Origin of the sequence: Butyrivibrio sp. VCD2006 (genome assembly GCF_000423925.1) — a bacterium.
GTDB lineage: Bacteria > Bacillota > Clostridia > Lachnospirales > Lachnospiraceae > Butyrivibrio.
The window spans coordinates 103,344-120,077 of record NZ_AUIX01000015.1; the positions used below are offsets into that span (position 1 = coordinate 103,344).

General features: G+C 41.1%; 18 protein-coding genes and 1 pseudogene. 18 read left to right on the plus strand and 1 reads right to left on the minus strand.

Features of this window, described 5'->3' with window-relative positions; genetic code table 11:
• Positions 1-7 precede the first annotated feature (7 nt).
• From rpsD to G586_RS0107250, 3 genes are all read left to right on the plus strand, one after another.
• Entirely contained in the window at positions 8-601 is a 594-nt protein-coding gene (gene rpsD, locus G586_RS0107240) for a 30S ribosomal protein S4 (protein ID WP_026527220.1), read from the plus strand.
• Positions 602-711: 110 nt separating this feature from the next.
• Complete coding sequence (locus tag G586_RS0107245; RefSeq protein ID WP_026527221.1) at positions 712-1,674, plus strand: DNA-directed RNA polymerase subunit alpha; 963 nt, start codon at positions 712-714, stop codon at positions 1,672-1,674.
• A gap of 156 nt (positions 1,675-1,830) precedes the next feature.
• Entirely contained in the window at positions 1,831-2,367 is a 537-nt protein-coding gene (locus G586_RS0107250; protein ID WP_026527222.1) for a bL17 family ribosomal protein, read from the plus strand.
• Positions 2,368-2,428: 61 nt separating this feature from the next.
• On the opposite strand, the gene G586_RS25995 is transcribed toward G586_RS0107250, so the two are convergent.
• Complete coding sequence (locus G586_RS25995; RefSeq protein ID WP_155834048.1) at positions 2,429-2,605, minus strand: hypothetical protein; 177 nt, start codon at positions 2,603-2,605, stop codon at positions 2,429-2,431.
• Between the two features lie 190 nt (positions 2,606-2,795).
• Between G586_RS25995 and G586_RS0107260 the strand changes: the two genes are divergently transcribed.
• The 15 genes and pseudogenes from G586_RS0107260 to G586_RS24760 all read left to right on the plus strand — a co-directional run bounded on the left by G586_RS0107260 (position 2,796) and on the right by G586_RS24760 (position 16,695).
• Positions 2,796-3,644, plus strand: a complete 849-nt coding sequence (locus G586_RS0107260; protein WP_026527223.1) for an energy-coupling factor transporter ATPase — start codon at positions 2,796-2,798, stop codon at positions 3,642-3,644.
• Positions 3,645-3,703: 59 nt separating this feature from the next.
• On the plus strand, positions 3,704-4,549 hold the full coding sequence (locus G586_RS0107265; RefSeq protein ID WP_026527224.1) for an energy-coupling factor transporter ATPase: 846 nt from the start codon (positions 3,704-3,706) through the stop codon (positions 4,547-4,549).
• Positions 4,550-4,586: 37 nt separating this feature from the next.
• Positions 4,587-5,387 (plus strand): energy-coupling factor transporter transmembrane component T family protein, encoded by an 801-nt coding sequence (locus tag G586_RS0107270; protein ID WP_026527225.1) that lies wholly within the window; start codon positions 4,587-4,589, stop codon positions 5,385-5,387.
• Between the two features lie 72 nt (positions 5,388-5,459).
• Entirely contained in the window at positions 5,460-6,203 is a 744-nt protein-coding gene (truA, locus tag G586_RS0107275) for a tRNA pseudouridine(38-40) synthase TruA (RefSeq protein ID WP_026527226.1), read from the plus strand.
• A gap of 278 nt (positions 6,204-6,481) precedes the next feature.
• Positions 6,482-6,910, plus strand: a complete 429-nt coding sequence (gene rplM, locus G586_RS0107280; protein ID WP_022761305.1) for a 50S ribosomal protein L13 — start codon at positions 6,482-6,484, stop codon at positions 6,908-6,910.
• A gap of 20 nt (positions 6,911-6,930) precedes the next feature.
• Complete coding sequence (gene rpsI, locus G586_RS0107285) at positions 6,931-7,329, plus strand: 30S ribosomal protein S9 (RefSeq protein WP_022761304.1); 399 nt, start codon at positions 6,931-6,933, stop codon at positions 7,327-7,329.
• Positions 7,330-7,660: 331 nt separating this feature from the next.
• A pseudogene (locus G586_RS22075) lies at positions 7,661-7,959 on the plus strand (DUF5680 domain-containing protein).
• A gap of 274 nt (positions 7,960-8,233) precedes the next feature.
• Complete coding sequence (locus G586_RS0107300; protein ID WP_026527227.1) at positions 8,234-8,995, plus strand: GNAT family N-acetyltransferase; 762 nt, start codon at positions 8,234-8,236, stop codon at positions 8,993-8,995.
• Positions 8,996-9,006: 11 nt separating this feature from the next.
• On the plus strand, positions 9,007-9,603 hold the full coding sequence (locus G586_RS0107305) for an L-2-amino-thiazoline-4-carboxylic acid hydrolase (RefSeq protein WP_081674264.1): 597 nt from the start codon (positions 9,007-9,009) through the stop codon (positions 9,601-9,603).
• Positions 9,604-9,884: 281 nt separating this feature from the next.
• Positions 9,885-10,319: a GNAT family N-acetyltransferase gene (locus tag G586_RS24755; RefSeq protein ID WP_051204625.1), complete on the plus strand. Its 435-nt coding sequence runs from the start codon at positions 9,885-9,887 to the stop codon at positions 10,317-10,319.
• A 54-nt stretch (positions 10,320-10,373) separates the two neighbouring features.
• Positions 10,374-10,790: a GNAT family N-acetyltransferase gene (locus G586_RS0107315; protein ID WP_026527229.1), complete on the plus strand. Its 417-nt coding sequence runs from the start codon at positions 10,374-10,376 to the stop codon at positions 10,788-10,790.
• 284 nt (positions 10,791-11,074) lie between these two features.
• Positions 11,075-11,671 (plus strand): GNAT family N-acetyltransferase, encoded by a 597-nt coding sequence (locus G586_RS22085; RefSeq protein ID WP_035772714.1) that lies wholly within the window; start codon positions 11,075-11,077, stop codon positions 11,669-11,671.
• 12 nt (positions 11,672-11,683) lie between these two features.
• Positions 11,684-12,172 carry an AAA family ATPase gene (locus G586_RS0107325; RefSeq protein ID WP_026527230.1) on the plus strand — a complete coding sequence of 163 codons (489 nt, stop codon included), beginning with the start codon at positions 11,684-11,686 and terminating at the stop codon, positions 12,170-12,172.
• A gap of 243 nt (positions 12,173-12,415) precedes the next feature.
• Entirely contained in the window at positions 12,416-13,963 is a 1,548-nt protein-coding gene (locus G586_RS0107330; RefSeq protein ID WP_026527231.1) for a GH39 family glycosyl hydrolase, read from the plus strand.
• Between the two features lie 143 nt (positions 13,964-14,106).
• Positions 14,107-16,695 (plus strand): ATP-binding protein, encoded by a 2,589-nt coding sequence (locus G586_RS24760; RefSeq protein WP_051204626.1) that lies wholly within the window; start codon positions 14,107-14,109, stop codon positions 16,693-16,695.
• The last annotated feature ends 39 nt before the right edge of the window (positions 16,696-16,734 follow it).

The window sequence follows — 16,734 nt, forward strand, 5'->3', positions numbered from 1 at the left end:
GCCTATAATGGCAGTAAACAGAGTTCCAGTACTTAAGAGATGCAGATCACTTGATTTGGATCCTACATTCCTTGGATATGACAAGAAGTCCAAGAGAACAAACAGCAGAGCAAACAAGAAGATGAGTGAGTATGGTCTTCAGCTCCGTGAGAAGCAGAAGGCAAAATTCATTTATGGCGTTCTTGAGAAGCCTTTCCGTAACTACTACGACAAGGCTGATCGTCAGAAGGGACAGACCGGTGAGAACCTTATGGTCCTTCTTGAGCGCAGACTTGATAATGTAATTTTCCGTATGGGCTTTGCAAGAACAAGAAGAGAAGCTAGACAGGTTGTTCTTCATAAGTTCATCACTGTAAATGGTAAGGTAGTTAATATTCCTTCTTACCTCATCAAAGCTGGCGATGTTATCGAAGTTAAGGAAGCTTCCAGAAGCATCCAGAGATTCAAGGATATCGCAGAGATCACAGCAGGCAGAATCGTTCCTGAGTGGCTTGATGTTAACAAGGATAACCTTAGCGGTACAGTTAAAGAATTCCCTTCAAGAGATGTCATCGACGTTCCTGTAGACGAGATGCTTATCGTCGAGTTGTATTCTAAGTAATTTAAAATGATTCAGAGAAGCCATTACTTGAGGATGCATGCATTTTCAAGTGTGGCCCTGAATTGTTTGATATTTTAGAAACACCATAAAACCATAAGGAGGGTATGTCAGTGTTTGATTTTGAAAGACCAAATATTGAAGTTGCTGAGATTTCAGAGGACAAGAAGTACGGCAGATTCGTTGTGGAGCCTCTCGAGAGAGGTTATGGAATTACTCTTGGTAATTCACTCAGAAGAATTATGCTTTCCTCTTTGCCTGGAGCAGCAGTAAGTCAGGTCAAAATCGAAGGTGTACTGCATGAGTTCAGTTCTATTCCCGGAGTAAAGGAAGATGTAACTGAGATCATAATGAATATCAAGAATCTTTCTATTCGCAATAATTCTGAGACTAATGAGCCCAAGACAGCATACATCGAGTATTCAGGCGAGGGTGTAGTTACAGCTGCGGATATTCAGGTTGATCAGGATATCGAAATCACAAATCCTGACCAGGTGATCGCAACACTGTCCGGTAAGGATGCAAAGCTCTACATGGAGCTTACCATCACAAAGGGCAGAGGATATGTAAGCTCAGATAAAAATAAGCTTGCAGATCTTCCTATCGGCGTTATTGCAGTGGATTCTATTTATACACCTGTTGAACGTGTAAATGTCAGTGTAGAGAATACACGTGTAGGTCAGGTAACTGACTATGATAAGCTGACACTTGATGTTCACACAAACGGAACACTTGCTCCCGATGAGGCTGTAAGCCTTGCAGCAAAAGTTCTTAGTGAGCATCTTAGCCTCTTCATCGATTTGTCTGAAAATGCCAAGACTGCAGAAGTTATGGTAGAGAAGGACAATGATGAGAAGGAAAAGGTCCTGGAGATGAGCATCGATGAGCTTGAGCTCAGCGTTCGTTCCTTCAACTGTCTCAAGAGAGCAGGAATCAATACCGTTGAGGAACTTACAAATAAGACTCCCGATGATATGATGAAAGTTCGTAACCTTGGACGTAAGTCTCTTGAGGAAGTTCTTGCTAAGCTTGATGAGCTTGGACTTGCACTCAGAACAGGTGAAGATCAGAACTGATCAAATTAGTTAGTATTCGCTGATGGTAAATCCAATGTGTACGGATGCGGATTCTCATTAGGTAAAAATACAACATATCGGAAGTAAAGCCAAAGAGTATTCCGGTATGCACCACAGCAGAGGGAACTCTGCGATTGAGAAAGGAAGTAAATTATTATGGCAATGTACAGAAAGTTAGGCAAGGCAACAAAGCCTAGAAGAGCACTCCTCAGAAACCAGGCAACAATGCTTCTTTACAATGGTAAGATTGTTACAACCGAGGCTAGAGCTAAGGAAGTAAAGAAGATCGTTGAGCCTATCATCGCTCTTGCAGCTAAAGAGAGAGACAACTACGAGACAGTTACTGTTGAGGCAAAGGTTGCTCGCAAAGATAAGGACGGCAAGCGCGTTAAGGAAGTTAAGGATGGCAAGAAGGTAACAGTTTATGATACTGTTCAGAAGGAGATCAAAAAGGATAAGCCTTCACGTATGCACGCTAGAAGACAGATCCTCAAGACCCTCTATCCTGTAACTGAGGTTCCGAAGGAAGGCGCTGGAAGAAAGAAGAACACAAAGCAGATCGACCTCGTTGAGAAGCTTTTCACAGAGTATGGTCCTAAGTATGCTAGCCGTAACGGTGGTTACACAAGAATCGTTAAGATCGGTCAGCGTAAGGGCGATGCAGCTATGATGGTTGTTCTTGAGCTTGTATAAGTCTTATAATTAACAAAAAAGAAAGCGGTACGATTTAGGTCGTATCGCTTTTAATTATTAATCATGGATCTGAAATATCATCAGAGACGGCCTCTGTAGTTGTTCCATATGCCTTATCAGGGTGTTTGGAGGCATACTCGGCCAATGTTTCGCCGCCTCCGACAAATCGAGCCAAAATGGCGCATAAAATAATAAGTGCAAATATAATAATAAATGGTTTAAGGTTTTCTTTAGACATATGCACATTGTATCAGACTTTGAAAATGAAAAAAACAAAAAGTGATTACATTTTTACGGTTTTTAATAAGTGTATGACTGAAAAAAGCGCGCAGCTGCGCTTGTTTTTCAGTAGTTCATATAATAAAATAGATAAGATATACAGCAATAAACCGTAATACAAATTAAGAGGCGACATGAGTTCAGAAACTATGCTCCGTACGGAGAATCTGACATTTGAATATATTAGAAGAGATGAAGAAGGAAACGTTGAGGGCATAACAACTGCTGTAAACGGTGTCAATCTCGAGGTAAAAAAGGGAGAATTCATTTCTATTCTTGGGCATAATGGTTCAGGAAAATCTACACTTGCAAAGCATTTTAACGCTTTATTGTTCCCAACCGAAGGGGCAGTATGGGTGGATGGAATGAATACTTCAGATGCCAAGAACATTTGGGATGTGAGACAGGAAGCCGGAATGGTTTTTCAGAATCCTGACAACCAGATCATAGGTCAGGTTGTTGAGGAGGATGTGGGGTTTGGTCCTGAAAACATGGGAGTTCCGACTAAAGAAATTTGGGAACGAGTTGAAGAGAGTCTCAAGACAGTAGGAATGTATGAGTATCGAAAGAGCTCACCCAACCATCTTTCGGGTGGACAGAAGCAGAGAGTTTCGATAGCAGGCGTAATAGCAATGCATCCTAAATGCATAGTTTTTGATGAGCCGACTGCGATGCTTGATCCAAATGGAAGAAAAGAGGTTATCCGCGCAGCACGAGCTTTGAATGATGTTGAGGGGATTACAATAATTCTTATAACTCACTATATGGAAGAGGTTATTTACTCGGATAAGGTCTTTGTAATGGACAAGGGACAGGTTACTATGCAGGGTACACCCAGGGAGATCTTTTCACAGGTTGATAAGCTTAAGGAGTTAAGACTTGGAGTTCCGCAGGTTACTTTGCTTGCGCATGAGCTTCAGAAGCGAGGTTTGAACATACCTGATGGCATTCTTGATAGGAAAGAACTTGTCAGTGCCCTGAAGGGATTGAGATATTGATTTTGAGAATTTGATTTTTGTGATTGCTGATAAGACAGTAATTTAGATATTGGAGAGGCATGGCTATAATACTTGACCACGTAAATTATATATATGAAGCTGAAACGGCCATGGCCCGGGTGGCACTTAACGATGTGTCCTTACAGATTCCGGATGGCCAGTTTATCGGTCTTATAGGTCACACCGGTTCCGGTAAGTCGACGTTAGTACAGCATTTAAACGGACTTATGAAACCAACATCCGGGGCAGTATATTTTGATGGCAAGGATATCAATGATCCGGAATATGACAGGAAGAACCTTAGGGCAAAGGTTGGGCTTGTTTTTCAGTATCCGGAGCATCAGCTTTTTGAAATAAACTGTTTTTTGGACGTGTGCTTTGGACCTAAGAATCTGGGTTTGTCTCAGAAGGAAGTTGAGCTAAGGGCATATGATGCTTTGAAAAAAGTTGGGCTTCCTGATGAGTACTTTTATCAATCGCCTTTTGATCTATCCGGCGGACAGAAGAGAAGAGTTGCGATAGCCGGAGTTTTGGCAATGAAGCCCGATGTTCTTATTCTTGATGAGCCCACAGCGGGACTTGATCCTAAGGGAAGGGATGAGATTCTTGATCTTATATCTGAGTTGCATGATACCCTGGGGATAACAGTTATTCTGGTTTCTCATAGTATGGAGGATGTTGCAAACTATGTTGACAGAATAATTGTAATGAATAAGGGAGAAGCCGTGTTCGACGGTGCTCCTAAGGAAGTTTTTTCTCATTATAAGGAGCTTGAAGAAATAGGACTTGCGGCACCTCAGGTTACTTATGTGATGGAGGAACTCAGAGAAGCCGGTTTTAATGTAAATACCGATGCTACCACTATCGAAGAGGCAGCTGATGAAATAATGCGGATTTTTCAGTAAGAAATTAGATCCGAATTTAGATGAAACAGGAGCTTAAATGCTTAGAGATATAACTTTGGGGCAATATTACCAGACGGATTCCTATGTGCATAGGCTGGATCCTCGAGTAAAAATTGTTGCAACGCTGGTATATATTGTATCCCTTTTTGTAGTTGATAATTTTATAGGATATTTAATAGCGGCGCTAATATTGGCTGTTGCGATTATGCGATCAAATGTGCCCGTAAAATTCATTTTTAAGGGCATGAAGGCTATTTATTTTCTTTTGGCGATAACTATGGTGTTTAATCTGTTTTTGACGCCTGGAGAGCCGCTTATTACTTTCTGGAAGCTGAAAATTACGAAGGAAGGTCTTAAGATTGCGATAATGATGGGAGTGAGGTTGGTTTTCCTTATCACAGGATCGTCTATCATGACACTGACCACCACACCGAATCAGCTTACTGATGGTCTTGAGAGCCTCATGAACCCTTTAAAAGCACTTCATGTGCCGGTTCACGAGATATCAATGATGATGTCGATTGCTTTGCGTTTTATTCCTATACTTATGGAAGAGACGGATAAGATAATGAAGGCCCAGATGGCAAGAGGCGCGGACTTTGAGAGTGGATCTCTGATCCAGAGGGCTAAGAGCCTGATTCCTCTTCTTGTTCCACTGTTTATTTCAGCATTCAGAAGAGCCGGAGATCTTGCTATGGCAATGGAGGCAAGGTGCTACAGAGGCGGCGAGGGCAGAACAAAGATGAAACCGCTTAAATACAAGCAGCAGGACATTATCACTTATGTGGTTATTTTACTTTATTTATGTCTTATGATAGCTGTAGGAATAATATTCTGATGTGAGTTTTGATCAAATATAACTTTGCCACTATGGAAAGTAATAATTTTGTTTGTGAATGAGGAATTTGTCTTGAAAAACATAATGCTGACAGTTGCATATGATGGGAGCGGATATCATGGCTTCGCTTTTCAGGAAAATACCAAAACTATTGAGGGTGAGCTGAAAAAAGCAGTTGATGCACTTACAGGTGAGGATACGGAGATTATCGGAGCCAGCAGAACGGATGCAGGAGTTCATGCATATGGAAATATCGTGGTTTTTAATACCTCATCCACGATTCCACCTGAGAGCTTTGCACCTGCCCTCAACAACAAATTACCTGAAGATATCAGGATTATGAAGTCCGAAGAGGTTCCTTTAGGATTCCATCCGAGAAAGTGTCATTCTGAGAAGACCTATGAGTATCGGATACTTAATGTTAAGACGATGGTACCTACAAAGCGACTATATGCGTGTCATAATAGCTATCCGCTTGATGAAAAGCGAATGAATGAGGCTGCGCAGTATTTTGTGGGTGAATATGATTTTTCAAGTTTTTGTGCAGCGGGATCGCAGGCGCTGACTCATGTTAGAAGGATAGTTTCTGCTAAAGTCAATCGAAACGGTGATGAGATTGTAATTAGGATCACCGGCAATGGCTTTTTATACAATATGGTGAGAATCATTGCAGGTACTCTTATGGAGATTGGCAGAGGGAAGGGCGAACCTTCGGATGTAAAAGCCATGATCGAGGCGAAGGACAGAGCGTCGGCAGGACCTACAGCCCCTCCGCAGGGATTATTTTTAATAAAATATGAATTCCAGGATCTTTGATTTAAGCATATTATTTTTCAGAGATTTGTTATTTTTGAAAAAATTATTATTTGTAAATTTGAGGTATTGAATTAATAAGAATTTTATTATATTCGGGGGCGGATTTGAGGTTGACAAATTTGCAAAAATGAGCATATAATATATGACTGTGTGACGATAATCGCTGAATAATCCCGGTAAGTTATGAGGCGTGCATCTATATATACAAGCGAACGGATCAGGTGAAGGGTTCTTCGCACCAGAGATTTAACTGTTAACTTGTTATGGAGGTAATTAGAATGAACACATATATGCCTAATGCTTCTTCTGTTGAGAAGAAATGGTATGTTGTAGACGCAACAGATATGACACTCGGTCGTCTTGCTTCTAATGTAGCTAACGTACTTAGAGGAAAGAACAAGCCGATTTATACACCCAACATTGATACAGGTGATTATGTAATCGTAATCAACGCTGAGAAGATCAAGGTTTCAGGTAAGAAGATGGACCAGAAGATGTACTGGCACCACACAGATTACGTTGGACACCACAAGGAGTTCACTCTTCGTCAGATGATGGAGACACACCCTGAGCGTGTTATCGAGCATGCAGTAAAGGGAATGCTTCCCAAGGGCTCTCTTGGCAGACAGATGTACACAAAGCTTCATGTATATGTAGGTCCTGAGCACGATCACGCAGCTCAGAAGCCCGAAGTACTTACATTCTAATCTGAAAGGAGAATTTGAAAATGGCTAAAGCAGCAAGTTTCTATGGCACAGGTAGAAGAAAGAAGTCTATCGCCAGAGTTTATCTTACACCCGGTAAGGGCAATATCACTATCAACAAGAGAAGCATCGATGAGTATCTTGGACTTGAGACTCTCAAGGTTATTGTTCGTCAGCCCCTTGTACTGACAGATACTCTTGATAAGTTCGATGTTAACGTAACAGTTCGCGGTGGCGGCACAACAGGTCAGGCTGGTGCAATCCGTCACGGTATCTCAAGAGCACTTCTTCAGGCTGATTCTGATGAGTACAGACCTGCACTTAAGAAGGCTGGATACCTTACACGTGATCCTAGAATGAAGGAGAGAAAGAAGTACGGTCTCAAAAAGGCTCGTCGCGCTCCTCAGTTCTCAAAGAGATAATCAAAAAATTATTCCCTGCAGCACTTGCTGCAGGGATTTTTTTGATTATCTCTGTGAACTGAGGAATCTTCTCAGCATAGCTTCGAAGATCCGACACTAAAACCGTGCCACTGGCACGGTTTTTTACGTGTCGGCAGTTCACAAAGAGATGATTTTTGCGAAACAACGAGGTGCCTCGTTGTACTCAGTGTTTCTGGGGTTTTTCTTTTGTCTATAATTGTATTCAGCCTCGGTGAAACACAGAAAAAAGCAACCAATGACTGATGTTTATTTGCAATGATTTCCTTTACATTAGTCTTGGAGCGGACCGTATACCTATCATGACACATATGTGGGCGGCGAGAAGTTTGCCGGAGAAGAGGCAATATGGCTTGATGGTAAGATTCAGTACGCCATGAATCATCTGGGACGAGTACTGGATCAGCAGTTTAGCGGAGATTTCTTAAAAGAAGCTCTTAGAAAAGCTGATAAGAATATGCCTTACAGAGGACCTGAGTATTTTCAGTCCGGTGAATATACTTATAAGTGCTGCGTTACCGGGGATTAAGCTGGTTTCAGGGATACGAGGAGATTTATTGCAATAATACCAGAGTTTATGAATGCTATTTCCATGGGGGAATAATGAAGTAGTCAGGAGGAATAAAAAGACTTACACGAAAACAAAATATCTGTAATAATCAGCAATTGCTGACAAAAAATGAGATATGCTACAACATTTCACTGAATGTTGGCGGAATGCAGAACTTTATCTTTTTCGCAGGACCGCTGGTAAGAAATGTCTTCGGATTTGTTATGAAAAGAATAGAGCAGAAATAAGAATTGGTGAAAAACAGACCAAAATCCGTGTACGGAGCTGGTCTGTTTTTTATTTTACGTTAATATATAATTACAAGAGAGGATGACCATGAAAAAACTTACAGACTACAAGAAGATCAGGCATTTGACCGATCAGATCAGCGTTGAAAAAGTATACCCGCTCTCAATATTAGAGGGGATTCAAAGTGGCGAGATATATGTTGATGATACTGATGCTCCGAATGCTGCACTAATCTGGCACTACTGCGGCTTTGCCAATATCCTGGGGAATTATAATGAGAAATTCATTGAAGAAACCATGACAATGATGCTAAATCCGCCGGAGGGTCACTCTGGACGCATGGCGCTGCAAGCAGAAAACGATCCCCGGTTGCAGGAAATGACACTGAAGACTCCGGGAGTTTCTAAATATGATAGGTATATTTTCGATTTCACTGGGAAAAGAGATATCATCTCACCCACCATGGAATCAAAGCCGGAAGAAATAATCCCCGATAACTACGATCTGATGAGCGGAAAGATAATACCTACATTTTCCTGGGAGGATAAGCGCACATTTTTAGAAAAGGGATTCGGATACTGCCTGATCAAAGACGGACATATGGCAGCCTGCGCATTTTCTTCGGGAGTCTCCAAGGATTATGTGGATATCGGAGTAGAAACAGCAGAAGAGTGCCGCGGAAAAGGATATGGCAAGATCGTTGCTTACGCAATGGTAAAAGAAATTCTTCGAAGGGGAAAACTCCCTGTGTGGGACTGTGATACAAGAAATGAAGCATCCATGCGACTTGCCTGTTCCGTCGGATTTGAAATAACCGGAACGCATCCGTGGTACAAATATGAAGGGTAGATAGTGAGCTTATGAGCAAGAAATATATACCACAGCAAATGATATCGCAAAGCCGGTTCATAGACCTGTATAACAAATGGAACGAGGATTACAGAGCTCTTTTAATTGACAGAATGAATACCCTCATTCAGGAGAACTCCCAGTATACCGATTCTAAGAATTACGGGTTTTTGTGTAATCTTCTTACATCTCTTGCCATCGTTCAGGTGCTGGAAAGTAAGGGCATGCCCATAAAAGAGGCACAGCAATATGCGGCCGATGCAATGTATGAGTTCCTAGAGCCGCAGGTCAAATCCATGAAAAAGCTTGCGAGCCATGGATGGTTTGTTCCTATGCTAAAGCTTACAATGCCCTTGATGTTCAAGAAATCTCTTGGCTATGGCTGGGATGTGGAGTTTCCGAAAAGTTGCAAAGATGAGTTTTCTATGACTACACATAAATGCATTTTCCGTCAGATATTTGAAAAATACGGTATGCCTGAGATGACAGCGATATTCTGCAAGGTGGATGATATTCTGTACAGTGATCTGCCGCGTGCGGCTTTTCTGTATACTCAGCAGATAGGTACCGGCGGTACTATGTGCGATTATACTTTTAAAAGAAGATAATTGGAGATCTTAAATATCATGAAATTGCAAATGCATCAGATAAACAGATGAATCGGCATTTGTCGAGCTGTCAGCTTAGGAAAAGAGTTCAATAAATTCCATTTGTCTAGGAGGAGTTTGTCGATCTGGCGCAAAATGGTCTAAAAATGGAAAAAGTGACCTAGACGCGAGGGAAATGCAGTGAAAAACAGGCCTATATCCGTGTATGTCATATGTCCGTTTTTTGCTGTGCGCTAATGTATTAAACCGGATTCGTATGGCTTAAACAATAAGGGGGGAATATGAAAGAACTGCCGTGCAGCGAAATATATAAACTGGAAGGCTGCCTTAAAGCACTTGCTGATCACCACAACATGGTTTCTGTTAATTTTCCCGGGACATATCCCAAAAGACCTTACAGCGAGACTCTTCAATCCTTTGAGACAGATGTAAAAAGCGGAAAATCAAAGATCATGGTCATTGAGTCTGAAAACGAGATCCTGGGTTTTTGCAAAATAGATGTTTGCGAAGGCCAGGGAAAAATAGACTACCTGATCGTACTTAAGGAATTCCGTGGCAAAGGGTACGGAGATATGCTTATGAATTGGGCAATGGACCAATTCAAACAACGTGGTGTGGATCAAATAGAAATAAAGGTCGCAGACGGGAATAATGCAATAAAGTTTTATGAGAAATATGGATTCAAAATGAATGCGCATATATTAAGGATGATGTGATGGACAAAACTAATAAGGTTGCATATGACATTGCGAGGATAAATTTGAATGGATATGAAAATTAGAATTACCGATGATGGAGACAAGAGAGACATTAACGAGATTCATGAAATGCTAAAGGAATATAACCTCAGTAATCGTGAGGCTTCAAAGAATGTACCTATCGGTATATTTTATGAGGATGAAAATAACAAGAAGTTAGCTGGACTCACCGGCGAAACTTTTGGTAATTGGCTTTGTATTCATTATCTTTTTGTTGCAGAACAATTAAGGAAGATGGGCATAGGAAGTGACTTATTAGCAGCTGCAGAAAAGGAAGCTAAGCAACGTGGATGTAAATATGCGTTTGTTGATACCTTTTCATTCCAGGCTCCTGAATTCTATAAAAAGCATGGATATAAAGAGGTCTTTTCTCTCAATGAATATCCATATACAGGTAAGAGGCATTATTACACAAAAGAATTAGAATAGTTGAACTACCGGAAGTTGTTAAGGGATTTTGAAGAGTAAATAAATTCAAGAAAACCAGGATTTTTGTTTCCTATTATTAAAGCGACTAAAGGAGGTCGTCGTGGGAAATAAAGGACTTGACCAAACAGGCAGAGCAGGGGCGTGAAAACGCCCTTGTTTTCTGTATTTAAGTGTTGATGAAAGCAATATATTTCAAATATAATTAGAGCTATTATGAGTATAATTTGTAAATGAGAAGGAAAAATTGGGAGTTGTCAATTTTTCTTTACTTAGGGAGGAAGCCTATGGAGATCATCATTCGAAAAGAGACGTCGAATGATTTCAGAAAGGTTGAAGAGGCTACGAGGCAGGCATTTGGCTATCCTGAAAGGATAGAGCGTGGCGGGATAGGATGCCCGTATGAACATTGGATGGTGAATGAACTTCGCAAAAGAGACGGGGTGAAGGACCTTAGCCTGGTAGCAACCGTTGGAGGGGAGATTATCGGGCATGTCATTTGCAGCAATGCCATAGTTAAGAACGACGAAAATGAAAAAGCGGTGCAGAATCTTGGTCCTATCAGTGTTTTGCCGCAGTATCAGAAACAAGGCGTAGGGAAGGCTTTGATAAATGAATTGATCAGGAATGCAAAGGAACAAGGCCATGGAGCATTTTTGTTTTTTGGGAGACCTGAATACTATCCGCAGTTTGGTTTTGTGGAAGCAGAAACCTTTGGGATAAGCGATTCTGAAGGATACAACTACCCATCTTTTATGGGAATGGAGTTGATTCCCGGATACTTGGGAGATGTTAGAGGCGGAAGATTTTATGAATCTGACATCTATAATGATGAATTGAATCGAAATGCTGTAAGAAGATTTGATCAGCAATTTATTGATTAAAATGGAGAATTAATGGGAAAAGTATATTTGATATGCGGGAAAATATGTAGTGGAAAAACATATTATGCGAAAGCACTTAAAGAGAAATACAACGCAGTCATTCTATCAACAGATGAGGTGACGTATGATTTGATTAATAATGAGCAGGGAGAATTCTATAATGTTTTTGCTCAGCGTGTGAATAATTATCTGAAAAAGAAAGCTGCAGAGATCTGTAAAGCAGGCGCCAATGTTATATTGGATTGGGGATTTTGGACTAAAGAGAACAGAACCGATATTTCAACATATTTAAAATCATGTGATGTAAGCTATGAATGGCATTATATTGATGCCAATGATGATACCTGGAACCGTAATATAGAAGAGCGCAATAAAAGAATCGAAGAAGGAAATGGCGGTTCAGACTTTTATGTTGATGAGGGGTTGCTAAATAAGCTACTTTCAATGTTTGAAATACCTGACAAATCTGAAATAGATGTCTGGTATGAATTGAAGCGCTAATTCAGATATAACCTTATCCGGATGCAGAGGAATCATATTATTTTTTCCGTACACAGACTCTATAGAGTGGCTTTGGTATCCGCTTCCGAAAAGTAGTGGAGACAGAGGTCTGCAATAATGATCTCGATGGTACGGTAGATCAGCTGTTTAGAAAAAACTTGGTATAATATTTTGCATTGCTCTAAGGGGTTTTGAGGCTTTGCGGATTTTATAATAATAAAAAACTAGATTGGGGTAGACAAAATGGAAACAGAAAAAATAGTAGTGGATGCGACAGCGAGCGTATCTTTCAACAATAACGTAGATTATTGCGTGGGCACAGGTCGACTGGGTCTTGCTCTTACGGAGGAATATCTAAAAGAGCTTAAATTTGTGCAAGACATGATCGGCTTTTCCTATATCAGAGGCCATGGCCTTTTTTCAGATGATGTGGCTATTTACCATGAGTATGAGGAAAATGGCGAAAACAAGGTAGAGTATAACTATACTTACATAGACAGGATTTTTGACAGGTTCTTAGAGCTTGGAATTCGTCCATATCTTGAACTTGGCTTTATGCCGGAGCAGCTTGCAAGCGGCACTCAGACTATCTTTTACTGGAAGGGAAACACCACTCCTCCGAAGGAATATAAGAAATGGACGGACATGGTTATTGCTCTGCTTGAGCATTTGAGAGGCCGCTACGGTGAGGAAGTTACGGACTGGCCTATTGAAGTGTGGAATGAGCCAAATCTTCCCGGCTTTTGGTATAAGGCTGATATGGAGGAGTATTGCAAATTATTTAAAGAGACCTTCTTGGCAATAAAGGACTACGACGCACGCTTTAAGGTGGGCGGTCCTGCAATCTGCGGTGTCAGAGATGCAGAGTGGATTAAGGGGTTCCTTGATTTTTGTAAAAAAGAGGGAATTCATCCCGACAGGATTACGAGACATCATTATACGGTGGAATTTCCTGAGAGAATCGGTCACTATGACTACTCAAAGCTTGAGGATTCTAAGATGCGCTTTGAAAATCTTCAGTCCACAAGAGATATTGTGGATTCTTATGAGGAGTTTAAGGGACTGCCTATTCACCTCACAGAGTTTAGCACTTCTTACACACCAAGAGGCGTGATTCATGATACCAACATCAATGCAGCTTACCTTGCTAGGCAGCTTGCAGGTCTTGGGGATGTGAATGAGGCTTATTCATACTGGACTTTCGGTGATGTATTTGAGGAGCAGGGTGTTCAGAATTCCTTATTCCACGGCGGATTTGGCATGGTGGCAGCAGGCAATATTCCAAAACCAACCTTCTGGACATTCTACTTCTTCAAGCAGCTTAAGCTCTTTAGCCAGAAATGTGTTTATAGAGATGATAATGCTGTAATAGTTAAGAGCGACAAGGGCTTTGCAGGAATTCTCTGGAACATAGACGAAGGAGACAGGGTTAAAGAGATTTCTTTTAATCTTATAGCTGAGGAAAATGAGTACACACTGATAACCAAGACTGTGGATGAGACATGCTGTAATCCGCTTAAATTATGGCATGATCTGGGAGAGCCTGCTTATCCGACGAAGGAAGAGACTGAGCTTATAAAGAGTGCAGCCTGGCCGCTTGTTACGAGCAGTGTTGTGATGGCTGGAGGCGTGGCCTGTTCTGATGCTAACGCTAATAAAAATGCTGATAGTAACAAAACACTCATATCTGTACCTGTAAGAAATAACGGTGTTGTATATTTCACGCTCACCAAGAGAAATTTCACACCGGACAGAGGTTACGACTACGACAAGGTAGTTACATTTCACTAAATTTTTATAAAAAAATAAGATACGCTTTAATAATATGAAAAATGTATGCCATTGATATTTAACAGACGGATTATTGCCTACTTTATGTTATTATAATGATAACATCGTGCCATTTTTCTTTGCTGGAAACCGGAGGGCAGAGGGTGAAAAGAGGGCTGATTATAATAATAAATCTTTTGATAATGGGATCCATTCTGTTCTTTATCATCAGGTATGCGAATATTAAGGCGGAAGAGAGCAACAAAAATGCGATCATCGCCTTTGAAAAGATGACTGTAACTACAAATCAGATTATCGCCAATTACCTTGAGGATGAACAGCATCTTTGTGATATATGGGCGAACTATATCAATCGTTCAGCGGAAGGTGGCACTCCAATGACTGCCGAGGACGCTGTATCATTCATCAGAAAGGCAAAGGTGTCTTCAGAGATTGAGGGGCACCTTATCTTTCTTGACACTTCAGGGCGGGAAGGCATATCCACTGCAGCCAAGGTATCTGACCCCAATGTATACACGGTTTCTTACAAGAATATAAATATTTTTGACAATATTGAAGATGAGTCTGATACGGATGAAGTAGTCAGCCTCACAAGAGCCTATACAAACCCCATGAACGGAGTGCAGTCTATTGCATTCCTGAATAAAGTGACTGTTTTTGACGAAGAAAGAGGTGAGACAAGGGAAGGCCTTTTGCTGCGCGTTGTTCCGTTAAGTCGCCTTGAACAAAAGCTTGTTTTCTTAAAAGGTGAGTACGAGAACGTTGAGATAAGTATCGTGGACAAAGAGGGTAATTACGTAGTTCATGGTAAGTCCTTTAAGAACAGTAATTTCTTTGAGTACTACAAGTCTTATAATACATCTACGTCAGAAGAATATGAGCATGTGATCAAAGAGATAGCCGGTGGTACAGGCACCATGCCGATCAAGAACTTTAAGAAAGAGGACTGTATTTTATCGTACACTCCTCTTGAGACTATGACGACATGGTTCCTGCTGGCGTATATACCTGCAAAGGATCTGGTGGTAAGCAGGTCGATAGACTGGCAGCTTCTTGGTATAGCATCAATTGGCTTTTTACTTCTTTTGATATTCAATTCGATTGTCATGATGATCTACAACCGCGAGCTCTCAGAGGCTGCGAAGCAGGCAAATCAGGCAAATGAGGCCAAATCTAACTTTTTATCTACTATGTCCCATGACATCCGTACGCCTATGAATGCAATTCTGGGCTTAAATGAGATGGTCCTTAGGGATTCTCGGGATGACAATATCAGAATGTATGCGGAGAGTATAAAAACTGCGGGAAGTACGCTCCTTAGCATCATCAACGATATTCTTGATTTTTCCAAAATAGAGGCCGGCAAAATGGAAATTATAAACGTTGAATACAGTTTTGCCTCCCTTCTTAATGACCTTGTAAATATGGTGCAAAAGAAAGCGGAAGACAAAGACCTTTCTTTTAATCTGGATATAGACAGGAGTATTCCCAGTGTCCTTTACGGAGACGAGATCAGGATCAAACAGGTCATCATAAATATTCTCTCGAATGCCGTAAAATATACAAAGCAGGGAGCCGTAACATTTTCTGTACATGCTAATAAGCTCCAGGATAAGCCGGATATCGTCATGCTAAAAGTCAGTGTTGCGGACACCGGTATAGGTATAAAACCTGAAGACCTTGACAAGCTGTTTGTTGCTTTTGAACGTATTGAGGAAAAAAGGAATAGGAACGTTGAGGGCACGGGTCTTGGAATGACCATTGTTCAGCGGTTTCTTGACATGATGGGGAGTCATCTTGAGGTTGAGAGCGAATATGGTAAGGGCTCAGTATTTTCCTTTGAACTTGAGCAGAAGGTCGTTAAATGGGATCCCATTGGAGATTTCGAGGAGGCCTTCAAACGTTCAATAATTGAAAGGAAGAACTATCATGAGAAGTTCACGGCACCGGATGCTAGAGTACTTGTGGTAGATGATACTCCTGTTAATCTTACTGTGTTTGTAAACCTGCTTAAAAAGACAGGGCTAAAGATCGATACGGCTGAAAGTGGTGATGAATGTATATCACTTTTTACTAAAAATAAATACGATGCAATTTTCCTGGACCATATGATGCCTGATAAAGATGGTATTGAGACGCTCATGGAGATAAAGGCCATAACGGATACACCGAATATAGGGACTCCGGTAATCTGTCTTACTGCCAATGCGATATCGGGTATGCGGGAGATGTATACAAATGCAGGATTTGATGACTATCTCACCAAGCCGATTGACGCAGAACGACTGGAGATGATGCTGCTACAGTATCTTCCGAAGGATAAGGTGATCATTGCATCTGATGACGATGACACTGAAGAATATGCACTTCCAAAATTCCTATATGATATTAAGGAGTTGGATTTAGACTCGGGGATTTCATATTGCGGCGACGAGGAGGATTATCTGGAGACTCTGGAGACGTTCCTTGGAAGTGCTAAGAAAAAAGCGGACGAGATTGAGAAATACTGGTCTGAAAGAGATTTAAAGAACGTAACAATAAAGGTTCATGGGCTTAAGAGCTCTTCAAGAGCGATAGGCGCATTAGAATTGGGAACACTAGCCGAAAGGCTTGAGAAGGCCGGAAACAGCAGTGACGAGGAAGTGCTGGATAAAGAACTGGGAGAACTACTTTCCAGGTACAGACAGCTGGCGAAGGATCTTGAACCTTTAAATGACCTGGATGATATCTGAAAAGTGGATGATTTTCATTGAGTATAAGTGGAGGTATTG

What these genes read in the sequence shown, in the direction of transcription:
- rpsD (WP_026527220.1), top strand. Translation starts at nt 8, where the DNA reads ATGGCAGTAAACAGAGTTCCAGTACTTAAGAGATGCAGATCACTTGAT.
- G586_RS0107250 (WP_026527222.1), top strand. Translation starts at nt 1,831, where the DNA reads ATGGCAATGTACAGAAAGTTAGGCAAGGCAACAAAGCCTAGAAGAGCA.
- G586_RS25995 (WP_155834048.1), bottom strand. Translation starts at nt 2,605, where the DNA reads ATGTCTAAAGAAAACCTTAAACCATTTATTATTATATTTGCACTTATT.
- G586_RS0107260 (WP_026527223.1), top strand. Translation starts at nt 2,796, where the DNA reads ATGCTCCGTACGGAGAATCTGACATTTGAATATATTAGAAGAGATGAA.
- G586_RS0107265 (WP_026527224.1), top strand. Translation starts at nt 3,704, where the DNA reads ATGGCTATAATACTTGACCACGTAAATTATATATATGAAGCTGAAACG.
- G586_RS0107270 (WP_026527225.1), top strand. Translation starts at nt 4,587, where the DNA reads ATGCTTAGAGATATAACTTTGGGGCAATATTACCAGACGGATTCCTAT.
- rplM (WP_022761305.1), top strand. Translation starts at nt 6,482, where the DNA reads ATGAACACATATATGCCTAATGCTTCTTCTGTTGAGAAGAAATGGTAT.
- rpsI (WP_022761304.1), top strand. Translation starts at nt 6,931, where the DNA reads ATGGCTAAAGCAGCAAGTTTCTATGGCACAGGTAGAAGAAAGAAGTCT.
- G586_RS0107300 (WP_026527227.1), top strand. Translation starts at nt 8,234, where the DNA reads ATGAAAAAACTTACAGACTACAAGAAGATCAGGCATTTGACCGATCAG.
- G586_RS0107305 (WP_081674264.1), top strand. Translation starts at nt 9,007, where the DNA reads ATGAGCAAGAAATATATACCACAGCAAATGATATCGCAAAGCCGGTTC.
- G586_RS24755 (WP_051204625.1), top strand. Translation starts at nt 9,885, where the DNA reads ATGAAAGAACTGCCGTGCAGCGAAATATATAAACTGGAAGGCTGCCTT.
- G586_RS0107315 (WP_026527229.1), top strand. Translation starts at nt 10,374, where the DNA reads ATGAAAATTAGAATTACCGATGATGGAGACAAGAGAGACATTAACGAG.
- G586_RS22085 (WP_035772714.1), top strand. Translation starts at nt 11,075, where the DNA reads ATGGAGATCATCATTCGAAAAGAGACGTCGAATGATTTCAGAAAGGTT.
- G586_RS0107325 (WP_026527230.1), top strand. Translation starts at nt 11,684, where the DNA reads ATGGGAAAAGTATATTTGATATGCGGGAAAATATGTAGTGGAAAAACA.
- G586_RS0107330 (WP_026527231.1), top strand. Translation starts at nt 12,416, where the DNA reads ATGGAAACAGAAAAAATAGTAGTGGATGCGACAGCGAGCGTATCTTTC.